Annotated in this window: 21 protein-coding genes and 7 pseudogenes; 18 read left to right on the plus strand and 10 right to left on the minus strand. The window is 38.8% G+C overall.

Going from position 1 to position 25,747, the window contains the following annotated elements:
- Positions 1 to 25 precede the first annotated feature (25 nt).
- Together M44_RS12485 and M44_RS22935 are read left to right on the plus strand one after the other, a co-directional pair.
- Positions 26 to 286, plus strand: coding sequence for a DUF1294 domain-containing protein (locus tag M44_RS12485; protein WP_010174109.1), 261 nt, complete (start codon positions 26 to 28; stop codon positions 284 to 286).
- 116 nt (positions 287 to 402) lie between these two features.
- Positions 403 to 966 (plus strand): TVP38/TMEM64 family protein, encoded by a 564-nt coding sequence (locus M44_RS22935; RefSeq protein ID WP_010174110.1) that lies wholly within the window; start codon positions 403 to 405, stop codon positions 964 to 966.
- A 53-nt stretch (positions 967 to 1,019) separates the two neighbouring features.
- Here the strand turns inward: M44_RS22935 and M44_RS12495 are convergent, their stop codons facing one another.
- Positions 1,020 to 1,403 carry a hypothetical protein gene (locus M44_RS12495; RefSeq protein WP_010174113.1) on the minus strand — a complete coding sequence of 128 codons (384 nt, stop codon included), beginning with the start codon at positions 1,401 to 1,403 and terminating at the stop codon, positions 1,020 to 1,022.
- Between the two features lie 107 nt (positions 1,404 to 1,510).
- Between M44_RS12495 and M44_RS12500 the strand changes: the two genes are divergently transcribed.
- The 3 genes from M44_RS12500 to M44_RS12515 all read left to right on the plus strand — a co-directional run bounded on the left by M44_RS12500 (position 1,511) and on the right by M44_RS12515 (position 6,290).
- A complete protein-coding gene (locus M44_RS12500) occupies positions 1,511 to 1,999 on the plus strand; it encodes a dUTP diphosphatase (protein WP_010174115.1) in 489 nt (162 codons plus the stop codon).
- 326 nt (positions 2,000 to 2,325) lie between these two features.
- Positions 2,326 to 5,421, plus strand: coding sequence for a GNAT family N-acetyltransferase (locus M44_RS12510; protein WP_010174118.1), 3,096 nt, complete (start codon positions 2,326 to 2,328; stop codon positions 5,419 to 5,421).
- Complete coding sequence (locus tag M44_RS12515) at positions 5,418 to 6,290, plus strand: amidohydrolase family protein (RefSeq protein ID WP_010174120.1); 873 nt, start codon at positions 5,418 to 5,420, stop codon at positions 6,288 to 6,290. Before M44_RS12510 ends, M44_RS12515 begins: the two co-directional genes overlap by 4 nt.
- 70 nt (positions 6,291 to 6,360) lie before the next feature.
- Here the strand turns inward: M44_RS12515 and M44_RS12520 are convergent, their stop codons facing one another.
- Entirely contained in the window at positions 6,361 to 7,578 is a 1,218-nt protein-coding gene (locus M44_RS12520) for an MFS transporter (RefSeq protein ID WP_010174122.1), read from the minus strand.
- Positions 7,579 to 7,868: 290 nt separating this feature from the next.
- Here M44_RS12520 and M44_RS27520 point away from each other — a divergent pair, with 290 nt between their 5' ends.
- A complete protein-coding gene (locus M44_RS27520) occupies positions 7,869 to 8,039 on the plus strand; it encodes an ATP-binding protein (RefSeq protein ID WP_193345644.1) in 171 nt (56 codons plus the stop codon).
- Positions 8,040 to 8,092: 53 nt separating this feature from the next.
- Here M44_RS27520 and sspI read toward each other — a convergent pair whose 3' ends face one another.
- Positions 8,093 to 8,299, minus strand: a complete 207-nt coding sequence (gene sspI / locus M44_RS12530; RefSeq protein WP_010174126.1) for a small acid-soluble spore protein SspI — start codon at positions 8,297 to 8,299, stop codon at positions 8,093 to 8,095.
- A 114-nt stretch (positions 8,300 to 8,413) separates the two neighbouring features.
- Between sspI and M44_RS22940 the strand changes: the two are divergent.
- From M44_RS22940 to M44_RS27055, 5 genes and pseudogenes are all read left to right on the plus strand, one after another.
- Positions 8,414 to 9,198: pseudogene (locus tag M44_RS22940) on the plus strand (TrmH family RNA methyltransferase).
- 320 nt (positions 9,199 to 9,518) lie between these two features.
- Positions 9,519 to 10,556: a phenylalanine--tRNA ligase subunit alpha gene (pheS, locus tag M44_RS12540; RefSeq protein ID WP_010174130.1), complete on the plus strand. Its 1,038-nt coding sequence runs from the start codon at positions 9,519 to 9,521 to the stop codon at positions 10,554 to 10,556.
- Positions 10,557 to 10,570: 14 nt separating this feature from the next.
- A pseudogene (gene pheT / locus M44_RS22945) lies at positions 10,571 to 12,983 on the plus strand (phenylalanine--tRNA ligase subunit beta).
- A gap of 219 nt (positions 12,984 to 13,202) precedes the next feature.
- Entirely contained in the window at positions 13,203 to 14,102 is a 900-nt protein-coding gene (locus M44_RS22950) for an esterase/lipase family protein (RefSeq protein WP_050770982.1), read from the plus strand.
- Complete coding sequence (locus M44_RS27055) at positions 14,099 to 14,572, plus strand: hypothetical protein (protein WP_040365435.1); 474 nt, start codon at positions 14,099 to 14,101, stop codon at positions 14,570 to 14,572. Before M44_RS22950 ends, M44_RS27055 begins: the two co-directional genes overlap by 4 nt.
- A gap of 200 nt (positions 14,573 to 14,772) precedes the next feature.
- Here the strand turns inward: M44_RS27055 and M44_RS12555 are convergent, their stop codons facing one another.
- On the minus strand, positions 14,773 to 15,726 hold the full coding sequence (locus M44_RS12555; RefSeq protein WP_010174137.1) for a calcium/sodium antiporter: 954 nt from the start codon (positions 15,724 to 15,726) through the stop codon (positions 14,773 to 14,775).
- Between the two features lie 44 nt (positions 15,727 to 15,770).
- Complete coding sequence (locus M44_RS25400; protein ID WP_010174138.1) at positions 15,771 to 16,211, minus strand: SRPBCC family protein; 441 nt, start codon at positions 16,209 to 16,211, stop codon at positions 15,771 to 15,773.
- A gap of 161 nt (positions 16,212 to 16,372) precedes the next feature.
- Between M44_RS25400 and M44_RS12565 the strand changes: the two genes are divergently transcribed.
- The gene (locus M44_RS12565) at positions 16,373 to 16,924 is read left to right on the plus strand and encodes a GNAT family N-acetyltransferase (RefSeq protein WP_010174139.1); all 552 of its coding nucleotides are present in this window, start codon (positions 16,373 to 16,375) and stop codon (positions 16,922 to 16,924) included.
- Positions 16,925 to 16,965: 41 nt separating this feature from the next.
- Here the strand turns inward: M44_RS12565 and M44_RS27060 are convergent, their stop codons facing one another.
- The 3 genes and pseudogenes from M44_RS27060 to rnhC all read right to left on the minus strand — a co-directional run bounded on the left by M44_RS27060 (position 16,966) and on the right by rnhC (position 19,009).
- On the minus strand, positions 16,966 to 17,118 hold the full coding sequence (locus M44_RS27060) for a hypothetical protein (protein ID WP_010174140.1): 153 nt from the start codon (positions 17,116 to 17,118) through the stop codon (positions 16,966 to 16,968).
- 586 nt (positions 17,119 to 17,704) lie between these two features.
- Complete coding sequence (locus M44_RS12575; protein ID WP_010174141.1) at positions 17,705 to 17,905, minus strand: cold-shock protein; 201 nt, start codon at positions 17,903 to 17,905, stop codon at positions 17,705 to 17,707.
- A gap of 168 nt (positions 17,906 to 18,073) precedes the next feature.
- Positions 18,074 to 19,009 (minus strand): annotated as a pseudogene (rnhC, locus tag M44_RS22965) (ribonuclease HIII).
- A 134-nt stretch (positions 19,010 to 19,143) separates the two neighbouring features.
- Between rnhC and zapA the strand changes: the two are divergent.
- The 5 genes and pseudogenes from zapA to M44_RS22975 all read left to right on the plus strand — a co-directional run bounded on the left by zapA (position 19,144) and on the right by M44_RS22975 (position 24,604).
- Entirely contained in the window at positions 19,144 to 19,404 is a 261-nt protein-coding gene (gene zapA / locus M44_RS12585) for a cell division protein ZapA (RefSeq protein ID WP_010174142.1), read from the plus strand.
- Positions 19,405 to 19,411: 7 nt separating this feature from the next.
- On the plus strand, positions 19,412 to 19,972 hold the full coding sequence (locus tag M44_RS12590) for a CvpA family protein (protein ID WP_010174143.1): 561 nt from the start codon (positions 19,412 to 19,414) through the stop codon (positions 19,970 to 19,972).
- Between the two features lie 116 nt (positions 19,973 to 20,088).
- A pseudogene (gene polX / locus M44_RS22970) lies at positions 20,089 to 21,822 on the plus strand (DNA polymerase/3'-5' exonuclease PolX).
- 3 nt (positions 21,823 to 21,825) lie between these two features.
- Positions 21,826 to 24,179: pseudogene (locus M44_RS12600) on the plus strand (endonuclease MutS2).
- A 13-nt stretch (positions 24,180 to 24,192) separates the two neighbouring features.
- Positions 24,193 to 24,604 (plus strand): annotated as a pseudogene (locus tag M44_RS22975) (DUF350 domain-containing protein).
- A 297-nt stretch (positions 24,605 to 24,901) separates the two neighbouring features.
- On the opposite strand, the gene M44_RS27525 reads toward M44_RS22975, so the two are convergent.
- Both M44_RS27525 and M44_RS22980 read right to left on the minus strand, forming a co-directional pair.
- The gene (locus M44_RS27525; protein WP_010174149.1) at positions 24,902 to 25,072 is read right to left on the minus strand and encodes a hypothetical protein; all 171 of its coding nucleotides are present in this window, start codon (positions 25,070 to 25,072) and stop codon (positions 24,902 to 24,904) included.
- Positions 25,073 to 25,379: 307 nt separating this feature from the next.
- Complete coding sequence (locus M44_RS22980; protein WP_010174151.1) at positions 25,380 to 25,649, minus strand: type 1 glutamine amidotransferase family protein; 270 nt, start codon at positions 25,647 to 25,649, stop codon at positions 25,380 to 25,382.
- Between M44_RS22980 and M44_RS30240 the strand changes: the two are divergent.
- Positions 25,615 to 25,695: pseudogene (locus M44_RS30240) on the plus strand (inner membrane protein YiaA); the annotation flags it as partial. The gene M44_RS22980 and the pseudogene M44_RS30240 sit on opposite strands and share 35 nt — an antisense overlap.
- Between the last annotated feature and the right edge of the window lie 52 nt (positions 25,696 to 25,747).

Here is a 25,747-nt window from a genome sequence, read left to right on the forward strand (position 1 = left end):
GTGAATAACGAAAGGAGGGAAATACTTGTACATCGCATTAAGTATTATTCTTATCGTCAATCTCGTTAGTTATTCGTTGATGGGAGTAGACAAGAAACGAGCTCAGCAGGGTCAATACAGAATATCAGAGAAAACCCTTTGGACATGGACGATTTGCGGGGGAGCATTAGGAAGTTTTTTGGGAATGAATGCTTTTCGTCACAAAACGAAGCATACTCATTTTAAAATAGGTGTCCCTGTCATCTTACTCTTACAGGTCGTGGGGTTCCTATTCTTTGTTCAGTAATCATATCTCCACAATCCTTGCCATATACTGTTGTGATACGACACGTCGTTAAAGAAAGGAGTGGACTTCAAAGTTGCTTGAAACCATGATCTCCTTTACCCAAAGTATAGGCTGGATTGCGCCATTATTTTTTATTTGTTCTTCATTTAGTACGTCCTATGCTTTTTATTCCAATCGTTCTTATTTGTATTCCTGGTGGGATTTTATTTGGTCCTGTATTAGGTTCTTTGTATTCTCTTATTGGTTTAACGTTATCATCTTGTCTATTCTATGGATTATTAAATCGTTTCGGTTATATTCAGAATCGTTTTCGCCGGCTACGGAAACGATGGTTTGGAGAGCATCGATCGTTGAACGTGAAGCAGATTACCATTCTAAAGTTAATTCCTTTTATGCATTATCAGCTCTTAACTTTCTTTTTGATGGAACGAAGCTCATCCTTTAAGGATTATGTGATCAAAACGATTTGGAGTAATATTCCATTGGTCCTCGTGTATACCTTGATTGGTCGATCGATTTCGACCCTTTCTCCTCTTGCTACAGTCGTCTTTGTGCTTCTCCTTCTAATCATTTCCTACTATATTCGAGAAAAGTATGAAGTAATGAAGCTGCGTGACTTTGTTTCCAAAAAACAAGTCGATCGTGTGGAAAAGAATGTGAGAATGCGAGAGTTTATTTGATGAAAGCCGCTAAGAATTTTCTTAGCGGCTTTCATTTTGACTCCCTATACAACTTATTTACCTTCTAGCAATCGCTGAATCGGATCTTTCCAGTCGATTCGTGCTTTTGGATAACGCTTATAGATTTCCGTTTCAAGAAATCGGATATCTTGCAGTGTAAATCCTGAAAGAGCGGAGGGATTGTTCACATTCATGGTGATGGAAACCACTGTGAAAGATTCATGATCTGTTCCTAAATACTTTTCCCCTTCAAAGATAACGCCTTTCAGCGTTACAATAAAATTTTTTCGAATGTTGTCTTTTTCATCATAAAAGTGATATTTTTTTTGTTCAATGGCTAACTCAAGTTTTCGTTTTGGGTGGAGAATATAACGAAATCCTTTAAATAGCAAATATAATAATAGCAACAATAAGGCCACACGAATAAATAACATCATAGGATTTCTCCTCCTTTGACAGTTTGATTAGTTTGCTACCCTTAATTTACGTATAAGAGGACAAAAGGTTTCATTTCTTGTTATTAATTTTTTTTGGTAGGTGTCACATGAACTTATCATCATTATTTACCATGCAAAGGGCATTAGATACATATATTGAGGAACATCATCATTTAAAAGAAGAGAATCTTTTCTCAAAAAAATTGTTGGCGCTACAAGTAGAAATAGCCGAGCTAGCCAATGAAACAAGATGCTTTAAGTTTTGGAGTCTAAAGGATAGCTCTCCCCGAACGGTTATTCTAGAAGAATTTGTTGACGGGGTACACTTTATTTTGTCCCTAGGTCTCGAATTAGGCGTGAAAGAAATGGAACTTGGAGACTGGGATGGTTCTACGGAAGAGGTAACAGAGCAGTTTTTAAACATTCTCGGACTTATTCATGTATTAAGGGAGTACAAAGAATTACCAGACTATGAAGTGTTAGTACATGAGTATTTTTATTTAGGGACTCTACTAGGATTTACAGGAGAAGAGATTATCAAGGCGTATCATAAAAAAAACGAAGTGAATTATAAGCGACAACAAGAGGGGTACTAATTGAATCCATGTCTAAGTAAGAAGCCTCACCTAAAGGGTGAGGTTTTTTGCATATATACGGTCAACAACATAAAAAAACAGTTAATGAGCATGGCAAGGAAAAACAAGCCCGGAATAATGCGCTGAAAATTCAAACTAAATGCAAAATAAAATGATATTAGAATATTCTTTACTTCTATGAAATATGATTTTAAACTGTTAAAGGGAAGGGAAAAAGTTTCCAATAAATATTCGAAAGGAGGAAGAGCGATGAAATTATTCGTTCAAGCAGTACGTTTAACTATAAGAGAGGTTAGATACATTAAAACCTAGTCTAGGAGGACTTTATGAAAACGACCAAAGAACAAGTGAAAATTGTTGAATATCATGAAGGATTAGCAGGTCAAGTGGCAACGATGTGGAATGAGAGTCGTGATAATTGGGGCGGAGACTCGATTGTTATGACGGAAGAAGATGTTAAGAATAAGGAAGAAAATTCAACCAATTTAAATTTGTTTCTAGCAACCTTGGGAGACAGAGTTGTTGGATATTGTAGTCTATCTGAATACCGAGAGGATTCAGGGTCATTGTACATACCATTATTAAATGTACATCCTGATTACCATGGACATAAAATTGGGAAGAAGCTCGTGTTAAAAGCAGTAGAGAGAACCATTGAGCTTGGTTGGCCACGACTGGATTTATTTACATGGGCAGGGAACACCAAAGCGGTCCCTCTATATAAAAAGTGCGGCTTCTTCTGGGAAGATCGAGACGATGCTGTCCATTTAATGAATTTTATCCCAGCCGTTATGCAATTAGAGATGGTCCAACCATTTTTTGAAAAGCATGATTGGTACACAACAAGTCAGCGTGAAATTGAGGTAAAGCCTGATGGTGAAAAGCAAAACAACTTTTCATTATATGAATATGAGTGGAGAGCAGATGGGGAGTATGTCAGGATTCAATTTGAGCGTACTGGTAGAGGAATTCGTTTGATTGAAACAGAGAATATGTTAATTGAAATGTCAATTCCTAATTTCAAGCTCTTAGAAGCAGTAGAGCACGGGGTTACCTATCGTGTAATGAACAAAACCAACTCTCCTATTTCCATTCAATTAATAGGGAAAACATCAGAAACCGTTCTTCATTCCATGGATGAAAAAGTAGAAGTTACAGAAGAGTGGGAAGGTACATTCCCTGTAGTGGTGAAACGAGGAATGAGTGACCCAAGTCCTTGGAAAACCCATCCAGTAGCTGAGGCAACCATGATGATCAATGGTCAGCAGCTTCCACTTAAGATAGGAGTGTTCCCGAAACAAGCGGCAAAGCTCCAGTTGAAAACGGTTAAAAAGCAATGGCGAGCAGGACAATCCGGGAAGCTATTTTTAGATATTGAAAGTCAACTAGATGAATCCGCAAAATTGAAAGTGAATTTACCTGAGAACAGTGTAGTAGAATGGAAGGATTCGTATTTCGAAACCAATGTTGAAGGCAACGGAAGAGTGTCTATCCCAATCGAATGTCAGCTTCGCTCTCAAGGATTCTTAGCAGAGCAGGTTGAAGTTGAAATGGAAACTGAAAACGGTGCCTCTCTCCTATTTACTACCCGCCTCTCTATAGCATTTCCAGGCTACGGAGCTAAATTTGGCGGTGAAACCGAGGAGTACTGGTATGGCTACAATGGTCCCTACTATGTAAAGATAGAAAAGCGAAATCATATTATTGAATTAGGTGAGACAAGTGGATCATTCGTTCCAATTAATATGTGGACACCTAAATTTGGCAAGCCATTCAGTGAGGAATTTTCGAAAAAAGAAGCTCTCTCCATTGAACATATTGAACTACCAGAAGCGTTTGTATTGAAGACAACGTTAGTTTCTGATGTGTTTCCAGGTATTACGTTAAATGTATACACGAAGCTATATGGCCATGGTCTAGTTGAAATGAAGCATGAGGTAATAAACAAAGGGGAAGCTGTACTGGATGAACTATCCCTGCTTCAACCTTTCCATACCGATTTGAAGCTAATTAGTATGCCTCTAAACGGTGAAGTCATGACGAGTCAGGAACTCTTGACGCCATATGTGGATTATCTCAATGTGAAAGATATGAGTGAGAATTGGCTATTCTCTAAGTCGAGTGGTGGTGAGGCAAAAGCAATTGCTTGGCCAAAAGAAGCGGTCGGTAGAAAAGATGAATGGCGATTTGGGATAGAGTATAAAATAAAGGACCTTCAATTCGACGAGCAAGTATGCTTAGGTCCAATTCAAATCGGGCTAAATACAGCTGCTAACTGGAGAGAATGGAGAGAATTTATTCTTGGTGATGAAGCACCTATTTTAAGTGAAACATCTATGGTTTCGTTTAAACCAAAGAACAAAAATTTTGTTTCGAGTTTGGGTGAATGTGTGCCGTATACTTTTGGCACTCTTCTTACTTCGTATGTACACGGAAAGTTGACCGTTCAAATTGGGGAAGAAACGTTTGTTAAACAAATTGACAAATCCCATGGTCTTCATGAGATGACAGTGGATGTAAATCAGTTTAAGTCTGGTGTTAACTGGATCGAAGGAACTTTGGTATCGAATGGGCAAAGAGGCTCTTTCTCTTCGTTACAGTTAGTCCAGAGCCATGATGAAGTAATTTCTGTAGAATCAGAGTCAGGGCTAACGATTGAAAATGGCGCTGTATCATTTTCTGCTTCGGCGGAATATTATCCAACTGTCTATTCTATGAAGTATAACGGTAAGGAATTCTTTCATCATGTATTCCCAACTCCTGGGCCAAAGGCTTGGTGGAATCCATGGGGCGGAGGATTACGCTATACGATTCATGGAGTAAGTCCATATAGTGAAGTAAAAGAAACGACAACAGTTCGAACTGTTGTTAAACAGGATCAATTTGGGAACAAGTGGACGGGGCTTTGTATCTCGACTGAATATGCCCAAAATGAGAAGATGAAAGGGATTGTGTTAAATCAATATACTCTAACGTTACCAGGTGTTCCTGTTGTGATATCTTATCCAGAAATTGTATCAGGTGATGGGAGAACATTTATTAATGAAAGAATTGATTTAGAATTGTTTGTAAAACCAGGGGAAGAGCTAACGTCATCCTACGTGGACCTTCCAACAGAAGGCATCGTATCTCGTTACTACGCTGGAGTAGAAGAAAACTCATTAAGTGACACAGAGTTTGCTGTGTTTGGAACGGAAGAATTCTCTGAGAAGCTAACTGTTATTCAACCGGAGGCGATAAAGGTGTCAGAAGTGTATATCACCAATGAAATCAATGTTATTGCCAATATCGTTGACTGGTCGGCCGCTCCTAACCAAGTGGTTCAATTGAACCCAACGATTCTGTTATTTGGAGAAGAAGACCGTGATGTGAAGAGAATACGTCACATATTTAAAGGCTTACAGTTTAGGAGTTTAACATGAAGATTATCGATGCCCATATACATTTTTCTTCTATTAATAGTTTTAAAGATACGGGAGAAACACTCTCCCGTGTTGATTATTCGGGACAGGGATTACTAAAGGAGATGGAAGACGGTGATATCGCGCTTGCCATTGGCATGGGAGTGACGGAAACCGAACAAATGGGTTTCCCGGATTACCATACAGAGACACCGATGGGGCTTGACTTAGAACCGGAGCTTCCAGCTAAATTAGCCGTTTGTCCGGGAATCAATCCGTATACATTAAATCAAGAGGCGTTAGACCGTTTAGAAGTTCAGTTGAAGCAGCCTCATGTGGTTGGAATAAAAGTTTATTTAGGCTATTACCCTTTTTATGCCTATGATGCAGTTTACCAACCTGTTTATGATTTAGCGGCAATGTACAAAGTTCCTGTGGTATTCCATACTGGAGATACGTATTCAGAAAGAGGATTACTAAAGTATTCGCACCCACTTACCTTAGACGAGGTGGCTGTTACGAGACGCGATGTAAACTTTATGATGGCGCACTTAGGAGACCCTTGGGTACTAACCGGAGCAGAAGTTGTGTATAAAAACCATAATATGTATGCAGATCTTTCTGGGTGGATTGTTGGAACAAAGCGAGAGCTAGATGAAAAATCACGAGGGATATTCCTTGATCATATTCGTCATGCTATTACATTTTGTGACCATTATGAGAAGTTAGTATTTGGTTCTGATTGGCCACTTGCGCCTATTAGGGATTATGCCAACTTCATAGGTGATTTGATTCCATCGAAGCATGTAGAGGATGTCTTTTATCAAAATGCACTCAGGTTATTTCCTAAAACAAAGGCTCTGTTAAAGAGTAATATTGATTTTTACTGATTACCAGCTGTTTTTAACCCTATATAAAAGGACATTCCATGGAGGGATGTCCTTTTAGTTTTTGATGAAATTATGAAGGTAAAGTTTCATTTAGTCTAAATAGGGCAGTGGCTCCTGCGATAATAGGGAAAAGAGCAACAATACCTATTGCCCAGTAGAGGCTTAACAGGTCTGTTAGGAAGCCGGCAAATAAGGCTCCAAATGCATAACCACTGTCTCGCCAGAAGCGATAAACTCCAAGGGAAGACGCTCTCCATTCTGGCTGGGCTAGATCGCTTATGGCAGCCTGTAACGTTGGATAGACCATAGCCGTTCCTACCCCTAATAGAATGGCTGCAATCATCCATAAAGAGTAGGATTCAACAAATAGCATGAGCCATAGAGAGAAACCTTGAAGCCACATTCCAAGCACGATGAGCCATTTGCGACCAATCTTATCGCTTAATACGCCTGTGAACAACTGAAAAAATCCCCAAGCAGCAGGGTAGATGGCCACTATCAGTCCAACTTCAGATAAAGTTAGTCCAACACTTGTAAAAAACAACGGAAATAATCCCCAAGCCATCCCGTCTTTGAAGTTTGTACTTAATCCTGCAAATGTAATACTAGCTAATCTTTTGTCTTGATATGTAGTCTTTTTGAATACATCACGGGCCGATAATGAAGATCCTTCTACAGAGGAACTTGAGTGTAGTGCCATATGTTCTCTTGTATCTTTTACAAAAGTGGATAAAACCAACCCTAAAACAACAACGATAATCCCCAGAAAGAACGGTTCTGGACGGTATGCATAAGTAGTAGCAATAAACCCAGAAACGACCGCCATGGAGGCTACACCAATATATCCAGCAAATTCATTTAATCCAACAGCTAATCCTCTTTGAGACGATTTAGCTAAATCAATCTTCATATTAACGGTCATGGACCACGCTAATCCTTGATTGATACCTAATAAGATATTGGCCATAACAATCAACCACCAGGATGTCGCAAATATAACAAGAAGAGGAACACTTAATCCGATGCTCCATCCAATCAGTAAAACCTTCTTGCGGCCAAATCGATCTGCGATACTCCCTGCAAAATAATTGACGATGGCTTTGGAAAATCCAAAACTTATGATGAACGAAAGGGCAGCACTTGTGGATGCTAAACCAAACTCTTCTTCCCCAATAATGGGAAGAACGGTTCGCTCTAACCCAACCATAGATCCGACAAAGAAGTTGGTTATAACAAGAAGGGTAAAGTGCAGTGTATTTTCTCTTATACCGATTTGAGTGTGTTTCAATGTTTTCACCTCGCTTGTAACATCTCAATCATGTGTAGTGACATCTTATCGATTTTACCACATGAGGGTGGAAACATGCTGTGAAGGTGTTTTAAAGGTTTAGAACCAGTTAAATGAATAACAATCTGGAATGCACATGATAAAATATTATGGATCATTCTATCAAATAATGAAATAATTGGAAGTGTGATTCGTACTCAATTCAATTGGATGAGGGACCTACTGACTGGGTGGAAGAGAGTTCACCAGATACAAGCCAATCAGAATATAGTGGTTAATGTGCTTAAAGTATGAATTTATTAGATTATCGTTTACCCTTCCAAACAAGGGGAATGGAATTGATCCGAATATACCTAGATAGGTTAGCCATTGCGAAAAGTATCGTCGATTTACATGAAGGAAAGCTTTCGATTGAAACAGACGGTGATTTGTTTAAAGTGGTCATTACATTATTGAAATAACAAGAACACAAAACTCTATGCTTACGTAGCCATAGAGTTTTGTGTTGGAATAGCTATTTTAAATTTTCTTCAAGTGCCTCTAGCATCGCGCTCTTTTCTTGTTGATTTGCATTATTCCAATAAATTTCAAATAAAACGCCAAGTCCCGGAAGCATTTTTTCTTCTCCACTTTGAATGGCATCGACGATGGTTTCATTTAATTGTTCCGTATTGCTTCCTGTTACGTTGTGAATGATGGCATTACGTAAATTTAGTCCCATGGTTTTCACTCCTTGTATACTCTATTCTTTTGTAGGTTTTCTCTTTTCATCGTTTATTATGTATAGGGACTGAGATATAATATAGAAATTGATAAAAATAAAGGAGAGAGGTTTATGAATTTTATTGAATCTCCCAAAAACCCACGAGTCAAACAGTGGAAGAAGTTATTAACAAAAAAGAGCGAATAAAAACCAATACTTTTATGATTGAGGGATTTCATTTAATAGAAGAAGCGCTAAAGGTAGATGGTGTAGTGGAAGAGCTTCTTGTGGTAGAGGACATCACACTTCCAAAGAGTTGGGATGTAAACGTACCAATGACCTTGTTAAAGAGGGGAATTGAAAAAGAATTAACAGACACAGAGCAACCACAAGGTGTGTTTGCAATCTGTCGTCAGTTAAATCAAAACGTCGAGTTAGAGGGAACCGCCTATTTATTGTTAGATGGCGTTCAAGATCCTGGGAATATTGGCACGATGATTCGAACAGCCGATGCCGCGGGGTTTGATGGAGTGATTATGGGAGAAGGGACCGTTGATCCATACAATCCGAAGGTTCTCCGTTCGGCACAAGGTAGTCATTTTCACCTTCCCATTGTGAATAAGAATTTAGTGGAAGTGGTACAAGAACTACACGATAATGGATTTGACGTTTTCGGAACAAGTCTACAAAATGGTGAAGATTACAGAGAAGTACTATTTCCAGCAAAATTTGCTTTAATCATGGGGAATGAAGGAAATGGCATGCAAGAAACGCTTTTACATGCGACAACAAAGAATTTGTACATCCCGATCTTTGGTAAAAGCGAATCGCTAAATGTTGCGGTTGCTGCTGGGGTTTTGATGTATTGGGGACAGCAACAGAAAAAAATACTAAAAAAATTTGTCTTTTACTTGTGAACTATACTATAATTACCTCATACATTACTCTACATACTAAAAAGCGTCGACAGAGAAAAGTAGCCCTTCAGAATCTATTCATTAGGAAGAAATGCCCGTGACTGAAAGCATTTCGTATAGATGTAGTGGTGAAGTTCACCTCTCGAGCTGCCATCGGGACCGTCTTCTAGACGTAAAGATGCGCCGGATGAACTCCGTTATGTGAATGAAGATGATAAGAGCCTGTTCTTATCAAATTTAGGGTGGTACCGCGAAATAACAAACCTCGTCCCTTTTTGGGAGGAGGTTTTTTTTGTTTGTATAAAAAAGGAGGTCTGAACATGGAAGAGCAATTATTACAGCTAAAACAAGATGCCCTTGTGAAAGTGAAGGAAGCATGTGATTTAAAAGAATTGAACGACATACGAGTAGCGTACTTAGGTAAAAAAGGTCCAATTACAGAAGCGTTAAAGGGAATGGGAAAGCTTTCAGCAGAAGAACGACCAAAAATGGGAGCCCTAGCAAATGAAGTACGTGGGGCAGTGGCATCTGCTATTGAAGAAAAGCAAGCCGTCTTAGAAAAAGAAGCGGTAGCTAAAAAGTTAGCAGCAGAAACCCTTGATGTCACACTACCTGGAAGACCAGTGAACATTGGGAATCATCATCCGTTAACGCGTGTGGTGGAAGAAGTAGAAGATTTGTTCATTGGGATGGGCTACACAGTAGCAGAAGGTCCTGAAGTAGAGAAGGATTATTACAACTTTGAAGCGTTAAACTTACCAAAAGGACATCCGGCACGTGATATGCAGGACAGCTTTTATATTACGGAAGATATTTTATTACGTACTCACACTTCACCAGTTCAGGCACGGACGATGGAGAAGCATGAAGGAAAAGGACCTGTGAAAATTATTTGTCCAGGTAAAGTGTACCGCCGTGATAGTGATGATGCGACTCATTCACACCAGTTCATGCAAATTGAAGGGTTAGTGATTGATGAACATATTCGTATGAGTGATTTGAAAGGTACTCTGAATGCTTTTGCGAAGAAATTATTTGGAGAAGATCGTGAAATCAGACTTCGTCCAAGCTTCTTCCCGTTCACAGAGCCATCTGTTGAAATGGATATTTCTTGTATGATTTGTAAAGGTGAAGGATGTTCGGTATGTAAGCGTACAGGTTGGATTGAAATTTTAGGTGCAGGTATGGTTCACCCGAACGTACTCGAGATGGCTGGATTTGATTCTAAGAAGTACTCAGGTTTTGCCTTTGGAATGGGTGCTGAACGTATTGCGATGCTTAAAAATGGAGTCGATGATATTCGTCACTTCTACACGAACGATACAAGATTCTTACATCAATTTCATGAGCATGAATAAAGGAGGGAATACACATGTTTGTTTCTTATAAATGGTTACAGGATTATGTTGATTTAGAGGGCATTACACCTTCAGAGCTAGGCGAGAAAATTACACGAAGTGGTATTGAAGTAGAAGGCATCGAAGTAAAAAGCGATGCTATCAAAAATGTTGTCATTGGTCATGTGGTAGAGCGTGAGCAACATCAGGATGCCGATAAATTAAACAAATGCCAAGTTGATGTTGGCGAAGAAGAGCTTGTACAAATTATTTGCGGTGCCCCTAATGTTGAAAAAGGACAAAAGGTGGCGGTTGCAAAAGTTGGAGCGGTTTTACCTGGTGGCTTTAAAATTAAAAAGGCAAAGCTACGCGGGGAAGCATCTCACGGTATGATTTGTTCCTTGCAGGAGCTAGGTGTTGAAGGCAAAATGGTGCCCAAGGAATTTGCTGAAGGGATTTATGTGTTTCCAAATGATGCAGTAGTCGGAACAGATGCACTTGAAGCACTAAGCCTGGATGATGCGGTATTAGAATTAGGCTTAACACCTAATCGTTCGGATGCATTAAGTATGTTAGGTGTTGCATATGAAGTGGCTGCTATTTTAGGTCGTGAAGTGAAGGTTCCTGAAACTTCTTATAATACATCTTCTGAAAAAGCGTCTGATTACATCTCAGTCAAAATTGAAGCAGAACAAGAAAATCCTTTATACCTAGCGAAAGTGATTAAAAATGTTCAAATTGGTCCGTCGCCACTTTGGATGCAAAATCGATTAATGGCAGCGGGGATTCGACCTCACAATAATGTAGTAGATATTACCAACTATGTTTTATTGGAATATGGTCAACCGCTGCATGCGTTTGATTATGACCGGTTAAACAGTAAAGAAATTGTGGTTCGTTTAGCTAACGATGGAGAAGTGATGACGACTCTAGATGATGCAGAGCGTAAGCTTTTACCATCCAACTTGGTCATCACAAATGGCAAAGAACCTATTGCGCTTGCGGGGGTAATGGGAGGAGCTAACTCTGAAGTGTATGAAGCAACCTCTACTGTATTACTAGAATCAGCTTATTTTGCAGGAGGTTCGGTTCGCGCTACGTCAAAGGATCATGGGCTTCGTAGTGAGGCTAGTGCGCGTTTTGAAAAGGGGTTGACCCTAACCGTGTCGCTCTAGCAGCCGAAAGAGCCGCTCAATTACTAGCATTATACGCTGGTGGCGATGTTTTAGAAGGAACGGTAGAAGCTAGTACGCTACAGGTTGAACCCGCTGTTGTATCCATAACGTTAGACGAAGTAAATCGTCGCTTAGGTACGAGTATTAGTGAAGGAGAAGTTAAAGGAATCTTTGACCGTCTAGGATTTGGTGTTTCTCTACAAAATTCAGAGTTCACTGTGACCGTACCAACTCGCCGAGGGGACATCACGATTCCTGAAGATTTATTAGAAGAAGTAGCCCGTCTATACGGATATGATCACATTCCGATGACCTTACCAATGGGCGAGGCAACCCTGGTACTTTAACAAAGTATCAAGAGAAACGTCGAATTGTGAGACGTACGTTAGAAGGTGCTGGTCTTTACCAAGCAGTGACGTATTCTTTGACAAATGAAACGAAAGCAACTCAGTATGCTTTAGTGAAATCAGAACCAGTGAAGCTTCTTATGCCTATGAGTGAAGAGCGTAGCAATCTTCGTTTAAGCATTGTACCTCAACTATTAGAAGCTGCTTCTTACAATGTCGCGCGTAAAAATGATAGCGTTGCGTTATATGAAGTTGGCTCCGTCTTTATTAAAGATGAAACCGAAGAACTTCCATTTGAAGTCGAGCACATTGCGGGTGTCTTAACGGGCTTATGGACGAATCATCCTTGGCAAGGTGAGAAAAAAGAAGTTGATTTCTTTGTGGCAAAAGGAATTCTAGAAGCCTTATTTACAAAGTTAGGTGTAGCGCCCTATATTGATTATCAAAAGGCAAATATTGAAGGTATGCATCCTGGACGTACTGCGGAGATCCTTCTAAACGAAGAAATCATTGGATTTGTAGGTCAAATTCATCCTGACGTTCAAAAGAATTTAGATTTAAAAGACACGTATGTATTTGAATTAAATGCAGGCACACTATTCGGTGAAGACAAAGAACCTGTAAAATACACAACCATCCCTCGTTACCCAAGCATCACGCGTGATATTGCATTGGTTGTTTCGAATGAAGTGTCAGCCGGAGAAATAAAATCAGTGATTAACGCGGCAGGTGGTAAGCTTCTAAAAGAAGTGAACGTTTTTGATCTGTATGAAGGAGAGCATATGGAGGAAGGAAAGAAATCCGTCGCCTTCTCCTTAACCTATGTGGATCCAGAAAGAACTCTTACAGATGAAGAGGTAGTCAAGGCACATACCAAAGTTTTAGATGCAGTAAAAGATAAAGTTGGTGCAGAGCTTAGAGGGTAAGGCCGAGCATAATATGTTGAACACAAGAATCCTATTTGGATTCTTGTGTTTTTTTGTTGAATCCATAGGTAAAAGGTTGTTAATCTTGATCAAAAAAGTTCACAAAATATTCATACTTTCACCCTATTCCTAAGATTTCGTCTTTTCGTTACACTCGAATAGGATTGCGTCACGGTTCTCTTCAGCTAGAAATCTTAGAAATGAAAGGGAGAGAAGAAGATGAAAAAAAATTGGATAGCACTTTTATTTATCATCATGTTAGCGTTTCCAACGGTGACAGAAGCAGGCTCATTTGGTAAAGGAGACGACCCTTCTGGAAACCCAGGTGAATGGTATGTAGGTACCACTCCAAATGTCGTTGCAGAAGAGAAATACCCTATTCTATTTGTACATGGACTAAATAGCTCCTCGAGAACGTGGTGGGACGGAAACAACATGTATAATACCGCCACAAACAATGGGTATGAAACAGCATTTATCGATTTATTTCCAACCAAAAACATGTGGGATAACGGCCAGCTATTAGCGGGGAAAATCCAAGATATGTATCGTACGTTTGGAGAAAAAATCGTTGTTGTCGCCCATAGTAAAGGTGGAATTGATACGCAATCTGCCCTTGTTCATTACGGTGCTAGCCCCTACGTGGAGAGAGTCATCACTCTATCCACACCTCACTATGGTTCTCAGTTAGCTGACTTAGCCTACAGTAACTGGGCTGGATGGCTAGTGGGCATCCTTGGTGGAAAAAATGATGCGACATACAGCTTGCAAACAGGATATATGAATTACTTCAGGTCCCAAACAGACCAGCATCCAAATGTTAACAAAGTGCCAATCTATACATTTGGAGGCACATCTTGGGGAAGTTTTGGTGGATCTCTCTACTGGGGAGGACTTTACTTAAGAAGTTACGGTGCCAATGACGGCGCAGTAACAGTGAACAGCTCAAGACTACCTTATGCAACAGAATTAAAAGTAAGTGCATGGGACCACTCTTCTATAAAGGAAGGAAGCTCAACATTTAATCATTTTCACCATACCTTAAAGAAAGCATTGCATCTTTTGCAGGCGCAAAGTCAACCAACACTTCAGCTAGCATACTACCTCAAGCCACTTTGACAGCAACCTTACCTAAGCTAGAAGATGAGCAGATCGGTTCAATCGTACGTGGTGGCGAAAATAAAGGGATTAAGACCGAAAGTTTCTTTGTAGAAGAAGGAGTTAAAGAGATAACGATTGATTGGATGAGTGATTCTGAATTCACAGAAGTTACCGTAAAAGATCCAAACGGGAAGGAATATACCTACGCTAAGGATGAGAAGGAGGAAACAGGCGTATTTGAAGGTTCTTATCATCATACCATTACTGTCTCAGCTCCAGAAGCAGGAAAATGGAGGGTAACGGGTAAAGGAAACAAAAAGGAAAGCTACTTATTAAACATTTCATTAAATAGCCCATTAAACGAGGAATTTTCTCTAGAATTAGCCAATGGTGATGTGAAAGTAAAACAAGAAGATGTGAATATTAGCTATAAAACAACCGTTTCGCTTAATTTTTATAAAATGGTAAAGAAAGAAGTAAAAAGTTAAAACCAAGTAAGAAAAATGAAGGAACCTACAAGTTACCAAATGTAGGGGAAGGTGTATACAGTATGACAATAGAAATGGACGGGATAGTAGACGGAACTCCATTCCAGCGGACCATCGTAAAGTCAGTGTATATCGATGATAAGGGGGAAATGTATTAAAAATGAGGAATGCTCTGTATTAGAGCATTCCTTTTTCGACAACTAATTTCTTATAATGATATACACCAAATAAACCAAATAAGAAACCCCCAATACCAAGCCTTCAACACGCCCTATTTTATAATTCGTACGAGAAAAAATGAGCAGTAAGGCGGTAAAAATGATCATAATGATACCGTCATAAATCATTCGAGTATCTACAAGGAGTGGTGAAACAACGGCGGTAGTTCCTAATACAAATAAAATATTAAAAATATTGCTTCCTACAACATTACCAATTGCAATTTCACTTTCCTTCTTTACAGCAGCCGTAATACTCGTAATTAATTCGGGAAGAGATGTTCCAATTGCAATAATGGTAAGGCCGACTAATGTTTCACTCATACCAAATGAGTAAGCTATGGTTGTAGCATTGTTGACGACAAGCTCACCACCAAGAATAATGGCACCGAGTCCACCAAAAGTATAGAGTGCGTTTTTTGTCCAAGAGCTTGGCTCAGTCAAGGTTAGTTCCGCTTGAGGTTCTTTTGAGTTTCGAGCCACTTCAATTATGTAGTAGATAAAAATACTCAAGAATAGTAACAGGATAAATCCTTCGCTTCTAGAAACGACAGCAGGGCTAATACCTTGAAGAAATGAGTCATTCATCGCTATAAGTAATACTGTGCTTGCTAATAGCATAAAAGGAATTTCTTTTCGAAAGGTCACATTCTGAACAGTTAACGGAGAAATAATCGCCGTGATTCCCATGACAAGAGTAATATTTAATATGTTACTCCCAATAACGTTTCCAAGCGCAATCCCAGCATTACCTTCTAAGGCTGCAACAATACTGACCGTAGCTTCAGGGGAGCTTGTTCCAAATGACACAATGGTTAGCCCAATTAATAAAGGGGATATTTGTAAAGCCTTAGCAATTCGAGAAGCTCCATCAACAAAATAATCAGCACCTTTAATGAGCAGAACAAATCCTACAAGTAATAAAATATATGACAAGGTCCATTCTCCTTTAACACATCGTAATACTATTTATCCTACCATTAGACATGTATTCTAGGAAGAGTTAAGCCCGTTTCGATATAACTCTTTAGATTACTTAGGATAGCTGGCCAGCCATTATTCACCCCGATAAAATGATTTTCATCAGGGTAAAAATCACTTTCAGCAAGACCATCATGGATGAGCGTTAATTTCACAGTGTCTTGTTCCTCATCTACTATAAATGTCACACTAGTTGGTTGATCCCGTTGATCAGACACATGTCTCCATATAAAAGTTACGGACTGATAAGGAGTTATTTCAACCACTTCTCCTAAAACATCCAATTCACCGTGCCGTTTGTATGTCACTAAACTACCCACATCCCATTTAGAATCTACAGTTGAAGAAAAAAAGTACTTTTCAGTATGAGATCCCTTGGTGAGGACATCCCAAACGCTTTCTTTTGATGCAAGAATATATATGGTATAGGTAAATTTCATACAGCATTCCTCCTCTTCTTTAACTAGTAGCGACACTTGTTATTATTTCAAATTTGAGTTGGTTGTTCAACTTATTGCTTGAAGTGTTGATAAACAACAGCAGGGTTTATCCTTATCTATACAGAATATAGAAACAAACCATAGAAGGAAGGAAAACAAATATGAAAGCACATTCTATAATTGAGTTGGAATCCTATCGGCTATCTCCTCTTGAACAATCTCACCATGAGCAGCTATACCCAATATTAAGGGATAGAAGCACAATGAAATATATCACTCCCCATCCTGTACAAACAATTGAAGAATGTTACATTAAAATAAGACAATATATCGAAAATAATAACAAAGAAAAAGAAGTGTCTTGGGTAATCATGAAGAGGGATTCTTCTACGATTATTGGGTTATTCCGTCTGCATTCCTTAAATTTATGGCATCAAAAAGCAAAGTTAGGAGTAATTATTCATCCACAATATCAACAGAAAGGTGTCATGAATGAAATCTTTCCTGCTATTCTTGACTATGTGTTTCATGAGCTAAGGTTGAACCGATTAGTAGGAGATATTTTTTGTAACAATGAAGGATCAAAGCGAATTTTAGAAAAACATGGCTTTAAGCTTGAAGGTACCTTAAGAGAAACCGATTTTGATGGAGAGGTATATTATGATACAGCGGTCTATTCCTTGCTGCGTAAAGAATATGTACCAATAAATTAAAAAATCCGGCTTTACTATAGCCGGACTAGTTTATTCTATAGTTACATCTTAGAGGATTTTAAACATTTCATTGCTTCTTGATGTTCTAGTAATGTCTTTCTGCACTCTTCCTTTAATTCACGAGTCTTTGATCGGAGCTGCTCTAGTCTTTCGTAAAAGTCTACTTGCAAGGTGGTACCTTTTTGATTTGTCATATGACACCCCTCCAACTACTGTTAATTTACAAAAACTTAACATTTTCTTAAATATACTGAAAATTTAGAGATTAGTCAAGTGTAAGATAGGTCAATAGTCATATGGAGGTTACTTCAATGAAAGAATAGTGTGATTTAGTCGCTATATGTGTAAATCAAGGACACGCACGAATGCTAGAGACTGTTAATACAAATAAGTGATCTGTTCCTTCTAGTGAACGTGAAGAAGAGAGATAATAGAAGCTTGCTGTTTAAGAGAGTTAAGGAAAGAACGGGTATTCCCGGTGGTGAAATGGTATAAATGGTCTTTATGAAAAGTTATATAAGAAGAATTTAAAGTTCATACTACTTTTTTTCTTAATTGAAGCATTAGAAGGGGACATTTCTGTTGAAGATCCTGATGATTTAATTGCTGAAGCGAGATGGATCAGTCGAAGGGAATTTGAAGAAATCGTTCATCACCATCAAAGGATCTAGATTTGTGAGGGAATTTTTGGGGTTCAGCTAATTTAGTATGGACAGATCCAGTGCAAACTAAATAGAAAAAAACTCTCTTCTTAAGAAGAGAGTTTTTCACTAAGCATTATTATGCTTTGTTAACGTTTGTAGCTTGAGGTCCACGGTTACCTTCTTCGATGTCGAAAGTTACAGATTGACCTTCTTCAAGAGTTTTGAAACCTTCACCTTGGATAGCTGAGAAGTGTACGAATACGTCGTCTCCACCTTCAACTTCGATGAAACCGAAACCTTTTTCTGCGTTAAACCATTTTACTTTACCTGTGTTCATTGTGTTTCCTCCTAGTGCTTGTTGCACGATATTACTATTCTTGTCCTCATATTCCTGGCAAAATTACTCGAAAAGTATTTTAGCTATCATTCATCATATTCCGAACAACAATAATTAATAAAAATCATAACACATATATTTTCAAAAAGATAGTCATTCAACACTTTTCTATTGATTTTTTCTTTTACTAGCAATTGCAATTGCTTTTCCAGTGTTAGCAAAATGGTGTTTTGTCAACGTTTTTAGCACTTCAGTACCTTTAGAAAGAATTATTTTGGCAGCCGCTTCGTCCACTTGTTTTCCTGCTCCTTTTGGTAGAGTAAAGCCGGCAACTTGAGATAATTTATCCCATTCCTTTAAAAAGGCATATCTTGCTAAAATAGATGCAGCCGCGACAGAAAGATGAACACCCTCTGCTTTTGTACTAAAATAAACATTCTCACGTAAAACTTCAGGCTGCTTCTGGATATGTCGGAAATAAACGCCCTCTTCTGCAAACTGATCGATCAGAACAGCATCAGGCTTTTCAGGGAGAATTTTTTTATGTAAGTTTACAAGGACTTGGTTATGAAGAATGGCTTTTATTTTACCTTGAGTCATTCCCTTTGCTTGCAATTCATTATACTTAGGGTTAGGGAGAATGAGTAATGAGTAAGGGATGACTGATATGATATCTTTGGCGATCTTAACAATTTGGTCGTCTTTTAAATGTTTAGAGTCTTTTACCCCTAACTCTTTTAATAGAGGTAACTGTTCTTTTTTTAGCATATGCACTTACTACAGTCATAGGACCAAAAAATCACCTGTTCCTACTTCATCGGATCCTATAACAGAAAGAGAAGAAAATTGTTCAGGAAGTGGTTTGTTTGTTTTGGTTTTGAAGGAGAGGATTTGCTGTCTATACCGTTCCATTTAATGGACTCTGTAGCTGCTCCTCCCCCTTGGAATAACACTTTACCTGACTTATAGGCTGTTATATTACATGTTGGCGTTTTAGCAGCAAATATCGCTCCAGGTGGAGGGGTGGGTTTAACGTACGAAGAGTACGAATCCATCATCTTTTTTAATTTCTGCTTGAGAGCATTGTAAAACAACATTGGACATAGTTAGTCTCCTTTAAGTAAAATCTTGTGGTAAGTCTAGTGATAAAAGCGAATGAAAGGGTAAATTTTTTTTCCAATATTCTGCTATTCATGGTATCATAGTTGTTAGGATTCTGAAGAACGGAGGCTTATTCTGTGTCTGAACAACCAAAAAATCGCACCACGGTAGATATTTATGGGCAACAATATGTAATCGTAGGCACGGAGCCCACAAGTCATATACGTCTCGTGGCGTCAATGGTAGATGAAAAGATGAGAGAGATCAACTCCATGAATCCATCCTTAGATATAACGAAGCTCGCTGTATTAACTTCTGTGAATACGGTTCATGAATATCTTAAACTAAAAGATCAAGTAGAACAATTAGAGAAAGAACTAAAAAGAATAAAGGACTGAAAGAGTCATGCTAGATTTAGCTTTATTAGTGTTATTAGGAATGGGATTTCTTATTGGGGTAAGAAGAGGATTGATTTTACAGCTTATACATATGACAGGTTTTATCGTGGCATTTGTCACAGCATACATATATTACGATGATATCGCTCCTAAGCTTGTTCTGTGGGTCCCTTTTCCTCAATTGGATGAGGCAAACTCATTAAATATGTTAGTAGAAGCGGCTAATTTAGATGCTGCCTATTACAATGCAATTGCCTTTGCCGCTATTTTCTTTGCTGTGAAAATATTGATGCAATTAATTGGTTCCATGCTCGATTTCTTAGCTCAATTCCCTGTGTTAAAACAGTTTAATTCCTTATTAGGTGGATTTCTAGGGTTTGTTGAAGTGTATATTATTGCCTTTATTGCCCTATTTATTATGGCATTATTGCCGATTGAATATATTCAAACCTTATTGGAGCAATCTGTTCTAGGAGAAATGATGGTGAAGCATACTCCAATTCTGTCTGGAACATTAGAAGAATGGTGGATTCAAACAACACCAGTGGAGAACGAAACGCAGATTTAAATTGCAGGACTTAGACAGGGACTTCCTTGGTTAAGTCCTTTTTCTTTTGAAATCAGTGGTCCATTAGCATAAAATGAGAGAAGAATTCCATTCTATTCTAGATTGAAGGAGAGTTCATAAGGATGAACAAAAAAGATATTATTCGTTTATTAGAAACGATCGCAATATATATGGAACTAAAAGGGGACAACCCGTTCAAAATTTCAGCCTTCCGAAAAGCGGCGGCTGCTTTAGAAAATGATGATCGCAGCTTAACGGAAATGGAAGATTTTACAGCACTATCTGGTATAGGGAAAGGAACAGCCGCTGTTATAGATGAATTTATTGAACGGGCCGTTCTTCCGTTTTAGATGAATTAAAAGAAGAAGTACCTAAAGGATTGATTCCTCTTTTACAATTGCAGGGATTAGGAGGGAAAAAGATTGCAAAGCTTTATAAAGAGCTTGGAATCAAAAGCATGGAGGAGCTTAAAAAGGCATGTGAAGAAGAAAAAGTGCAAGCCCTTGCTGGATTTGGTAAAAAAACCGAAGAAAAAATCCTTGCCGCGATTGAACAAGTAGGATCTAGACCAGACCGTCTTCCATTATCCTTTGTGTTGCCGATTGCGAAAGAAATTGAAGAGGCAGTGGAGAAAATGGAAGGCATTGAGAAATTCTCGAGAGCAGGTAGTTTGCGGAGACTTCGTGAGACGGTAAAGGATTTAGACTATATCATGTCAACAACAGAGCCGCAAAAGGTCAAGGAATCCTTACGTCAGTTACCTAAAATAAAAGAAGAAATTGCGGTTGGTGATACAAAAGTTTCCCTAGTCTTCGATTATGACTATGATCTGTCAGTCGATTTTCGCTTAGTCAAGCCGGAAGAATTTGCAACAACCTTACACCATTTTACAGGGTCAAAAGATCATAATGTGCGAATGAGGCAGTTGGCGAAGGAGCGCGGTGAAAAAATAAGTGAATATGGGGTAGAAAACTCAGAAACGGGTGAAGTCACTCATTTTGATACAGAGGAACAGTTTTACCACTATTTTGGATTGCCGTTCATTCCACCTGAGCTACGTGAGGATGGAAAAGAAGTGGATGAATTTAAAGAAGACTACAGCTTAATCTCCGATGAGGATATGAAAGGTGACCTACATATGCATACCACATGGTCTGATGGGGCGTACTCTTTAGAGGAAATGGTAGAAGAATGTAGACGCTTGGGGTATTCCTACATGGCCATCACCGACCATTCTCAGTATTTGAAGGTAGCGAATGGATTAACGCCAGATCGTTTACGCGATCAAATAAAAAGAAATTCGAAAATTAAATGATAAATATGATGATATTACGATTTTAGCAGGAGTAGAGATGGATATATTACCTGATGGTTCCCTAGATTATGACGATGAGCTTTTAGAAGAGCTTGATATTGTCATTGCTTCTATCCACTCTAGTTTTTCACAAAGCAGAGAAAAAATCATGGAGCGTCTTCAAACGGCTTTAGAAAATGCTCATGTTGACATTATCGCTCACCCGACGGGGAGACTGATTGGACGACGAGATGGATACGATGTGGATGTGGATCTGTTAATTGAATTAGCTGCTAAAACGAATACGGCTTTAGAGTTAAATGCTAATCCCCATCGTTTAGATCTAAATAGCTCTGAAATTAAAAAAGCGCAGGAAAAAGGTGTACCGATTGTCATTAATACAGATGCTCATAGTATCGATCACTTTGAATTTATGGAGCTAGGTGTGAAAACAGCAAGAAAAGGCTGGATTCGAAAAGAGATGGTATTGAATGCCATGTCTACTGAAGATTTGCTTGCATTTTTACACGAACGAGGGGCTAATAGGAGGAAATAATCGTTGGAAGGTAAATCGTTAAAAACATTAGAGTTTATAAAATACGGGAGCAACTTATGAGCTTTGCTTCTTCTTCACTTGGAAGAGAAAGAGCGGAAAGCTTAGTACCTGCAACCTCTTTAGAGGATGTTATAACTTTACAAGAAGAAACAGACGAAGCAGCGACAGTCTTAAGGTTGAAAGGACATGCACCACTTGGTGGTATTTTTAATATCAGACCACAGCTAAAGCGCGCGGAGATTGGTGGAATGCTTAATGCCTCAGAATTAGTTGAGGTGGCAAGCACCATTTATGCTTCTCGTATGATTCGTGCTTTCGAAGAGCAACTCTCTGAGGAAGGTGTGGATTTGCCGATTTTTCACGGTTTGATCTCTGAGATGCCCATTCTGACTGGCCTCGAACATGAGATCAAACAAAGCATTGATGACAACGGAGAAATCTTAGACGGGGCAAGTCCTGCCCTACGCTCAATACGAAGTCAGCGTAGGCTTACAGAAGGACGAGTACGTGAGAAGTTAGAAAGTATGGTGAGATCTCGCAACGCCCAAAAGATGCTTTCGGACGCCATAGTGACAATACGAAATGACCGATATGTCTTACCTGTAAAGCAGGAATACCGTGGGCATTATGGCGGAATTGTTCATGATCAATCTTCATCTGGTCAAACACTTTTTATAGAGCCAGAATCTGTCGTACAGCTAAATAATAGCTTGCGTGAATTAAGAGTCAAAGAACAAACTGAAATAGAGAAAATATTACTTGAGCTATCAGGAAGAGTGAGTGAAGTAACAGAAGACCTTTCGGTTATTATTAATCATCTAGCTCATATAGACTTTATGTTCACGAAAGCAAAATACGGTCGTTCGATTAAAGGGACAAAGCCTTCCATGAACGACAAAGGAAGAATTAAACTATTTAAAGCACGTCACCCTTTACTAGGGATAGAAGAAGCAGTGGCAAATGATATTTTCCTTGGAGAGGATTTTACGACAATTGTCATTACGGGACCTAATACAGGTGGTAAAACCGTGACCTTAAAAACGATTGGGATTTGTACCCTCCTAGCACAGGCAGGGTTACCGATACCCGCGTTAGATGGCTCTGAGCTTGCTGTGTTTCAATCCGTGTATGCAGATATTGGAGACGAGCAGAGCATCGAGCAAAGCTTATCTACATTCTCTTCTCATATGGTGAATATTGTGGATATCTTAGATAAAGTCGACTTTCAAAGCTTAGTATTATTTGATGAGCTTGGTGCTGGAACAGATCCGCAAGAAGGGGCAGCTCTTGCGATTAGTATCCTAGATTATGTGTATAAAAGAGGAGCAAGAGTTGTCGCAACAACGCACTATCCTGAATTAAAAGCCTATGGATACAATCGTGAAGGTGTTGTGAATGCGAGTGTTGAATTCGATGTGGAAACCCTTCGCCCTACCTACCGATTATTACTCGGTGTTCCTGGACGAAGCAATGCGTTTGAAATTTCGAAACGGTTAGGACTTTCTGATGATGTAATTGACTATGCAAGAGTGCATATTGGAACAGATAGCAAGCAGGTGGAAAACATGATTGCGTCATTAGAGGAATCAAAGCGTATGGCGGAAAAAGAACGCATGGAAGCGAATGAATTACTAAAATCTGCCGATAAGCTGCATCGCGATCTTCAAAAACAAACGGTTGAATACTATGAGAAAAAAGATGAGCTTGTGGATAAAGCAAAAGATAAAGCAATAAAAATTGTAGAAGAAGCAAAGCGAGAAGCCGAGGAAATTATCCGAGAGCTTCGAAACTTACGTATTCAAAAGAATGCTGAAGTAAAAGAGCATGAGTTAATTGAAGCTAAAAAACGCCTAGAAGATGCAACACCGACGAAGAATATGAAGAAAACACAAGCATCCAGAACAGATTCAAAAGAATTACGTCCTGGCGATGATGTCAAAGTCCTCTCCTTCGGCCAAAAAGGAGTGCTTCTCGAGAAGACTGGAGAAGCAGAATGGGCTGTACAAATGGGGATCTTGAAGATGAAAGTAGAGACAAAAGATATAGAGTTTGTATCACGCAAAAAAGAAAAAGTGACCAAACCCCTGGCTACGGTGAAGGGGAAGGACTACCATGTAAGCTTAGAGTTAGATTTACGTGGTGAACGTTATGATCATGCATTAAATCGAGTAGAAAAATATATCGATGATGCATTATTAGCCTCCTATCCTCGCGTGTCGATCATTCATGGTAAAGGAACGGGTGCGCTACGAAAAGGCGTTCAAGAATACTTGAAAAACCATCGATCTGTGAAGTCCATTAGGTTTGGAGAAGCAGGCGAAGGTGGGACAGGTGTAACAGTCGTTGAATTTAAATAAGGGAGAGAATGGTATGGGGAATGAATTTTGGCAGTGGGACCTTGTTCAAACAGCTGGATATTTTTCTGTTGTGATTCTGTGCTTAGTCCTGTTTTTAACGATCTTTGAATTTGTAACAAAGTATAAAAACTGGGAGGAAATAAAGAAAGGTAACATGGCAGTTGCAATGGCCACAGGCGGTAAGATTTTTGGCATAGCGAATATCTTCAGTCATTCAATAGCACAGCATAATAGCTTTGTAGATATAATTGGTTGGGGATTTTTTGGTTTTTTTCCTGCTCCTCATCAGTTATTTCATTTATGAATTTTTAACACCTCGATTTAAAATTGATGAAGAAATTGCTGCTGATAATAGAGCGGTTGGGTTTATCTCTTTAGTCATATCAGTGGGCCTAAGCTTTGTTATTGGCGCAGGCATTTCGTAAGGAGAACGGAACATGGAAACATTAGCGAAAATATTAATAGCATTATGTGGAGTTTTCCTACTTGTAGGGATCATCTATCTGGCGTTTTTTGTGTAAAGTAGGCAACGTAACATGAACAGGCCCATTCCTTGAATTACTGATTAGTAACGAAGGGGATGGGTTCTTTAAATCCTTATACTTATATCAAATGTAAACAAGGGAGAGAAAGGGGTAGAAAGAGCGGGTAAGGATGCGAGGGCCAAACAGCTTATATCTTTTTCTAAGTTCTACATGAACGTGGTAGTGGTAAAGAGATACTTAGATTGATTCCATTTCTTCTTCAAAATAAAAGGTATTAGGATATTCCTTAAGGATATAAGAGAACCGTTTCATATTTTTTACATACATCCATTTGATAATCGTTACATGTTCCCCAGTAGATTTTATACGGACTGTTTCATTTTGGGTAAATTTATTGTTCGTTTTCATTAAATCCTACTTTCATATTATATTTATATAGGCCTACTCTAAGTGTATCATAAAAAAACAAATAAGCATTAGTAGGATGGTGGCAATATTTAATTGTAGGGCTGTAATAATTCATACCAAGGATAGGAGCCTTTACAAGGGTATTAAATTTAATGGTCATTAACCATTTTATTAGAAGTAGGTCGAATGAATGGATCAACATTTTTTGATGATGTACCAATTAAAGAAATCGATGAATTAAACCCTGGATAAAGATGGTTCGGTCACTCCACTCTTAAGCGGAGTGAGTGACCGAGTCTTTAGTAGTTCAACCTCTTAACTGATTCTTAAAAAACAGTACAGTCTCCAATTCATCTTCACGGTCTTTAAATATACCTAGCTGTTTTCCAACAGCAACGGCGAATTCAACGTAGGCATTGCCTTCTGCTGTAATTAAGTTTTCTGATACGGTAACATCTGCTTTGCTTTTAAAGGTTGGATTAAAATAGGTAGGGAAATCTGCAATATTTATGGACGTTGTATATTCTCTATCTCGTAGTACATCCTTTGTTCTTAGTATTTTTTCTGCGATTACCATTCAAAAAAATATAAGAGACACCCAGGTGGCGAGAGAAAGAGAGTAAAGGTAGAATAGATAGGAGTAAACGTGCATTTCGCTAAGTGGAATGCACGTTT

The sequence above is a fragment of the Bacillus coahuilensis m4-4 genome, from assembly GCF_000171615.1.
Classification (GTDB): Bacteria; Bacillota; Bacilli; order Bacillales; family Bacillaceae_K; genus Bacillus_T; species Bacillus_T coahuilensis.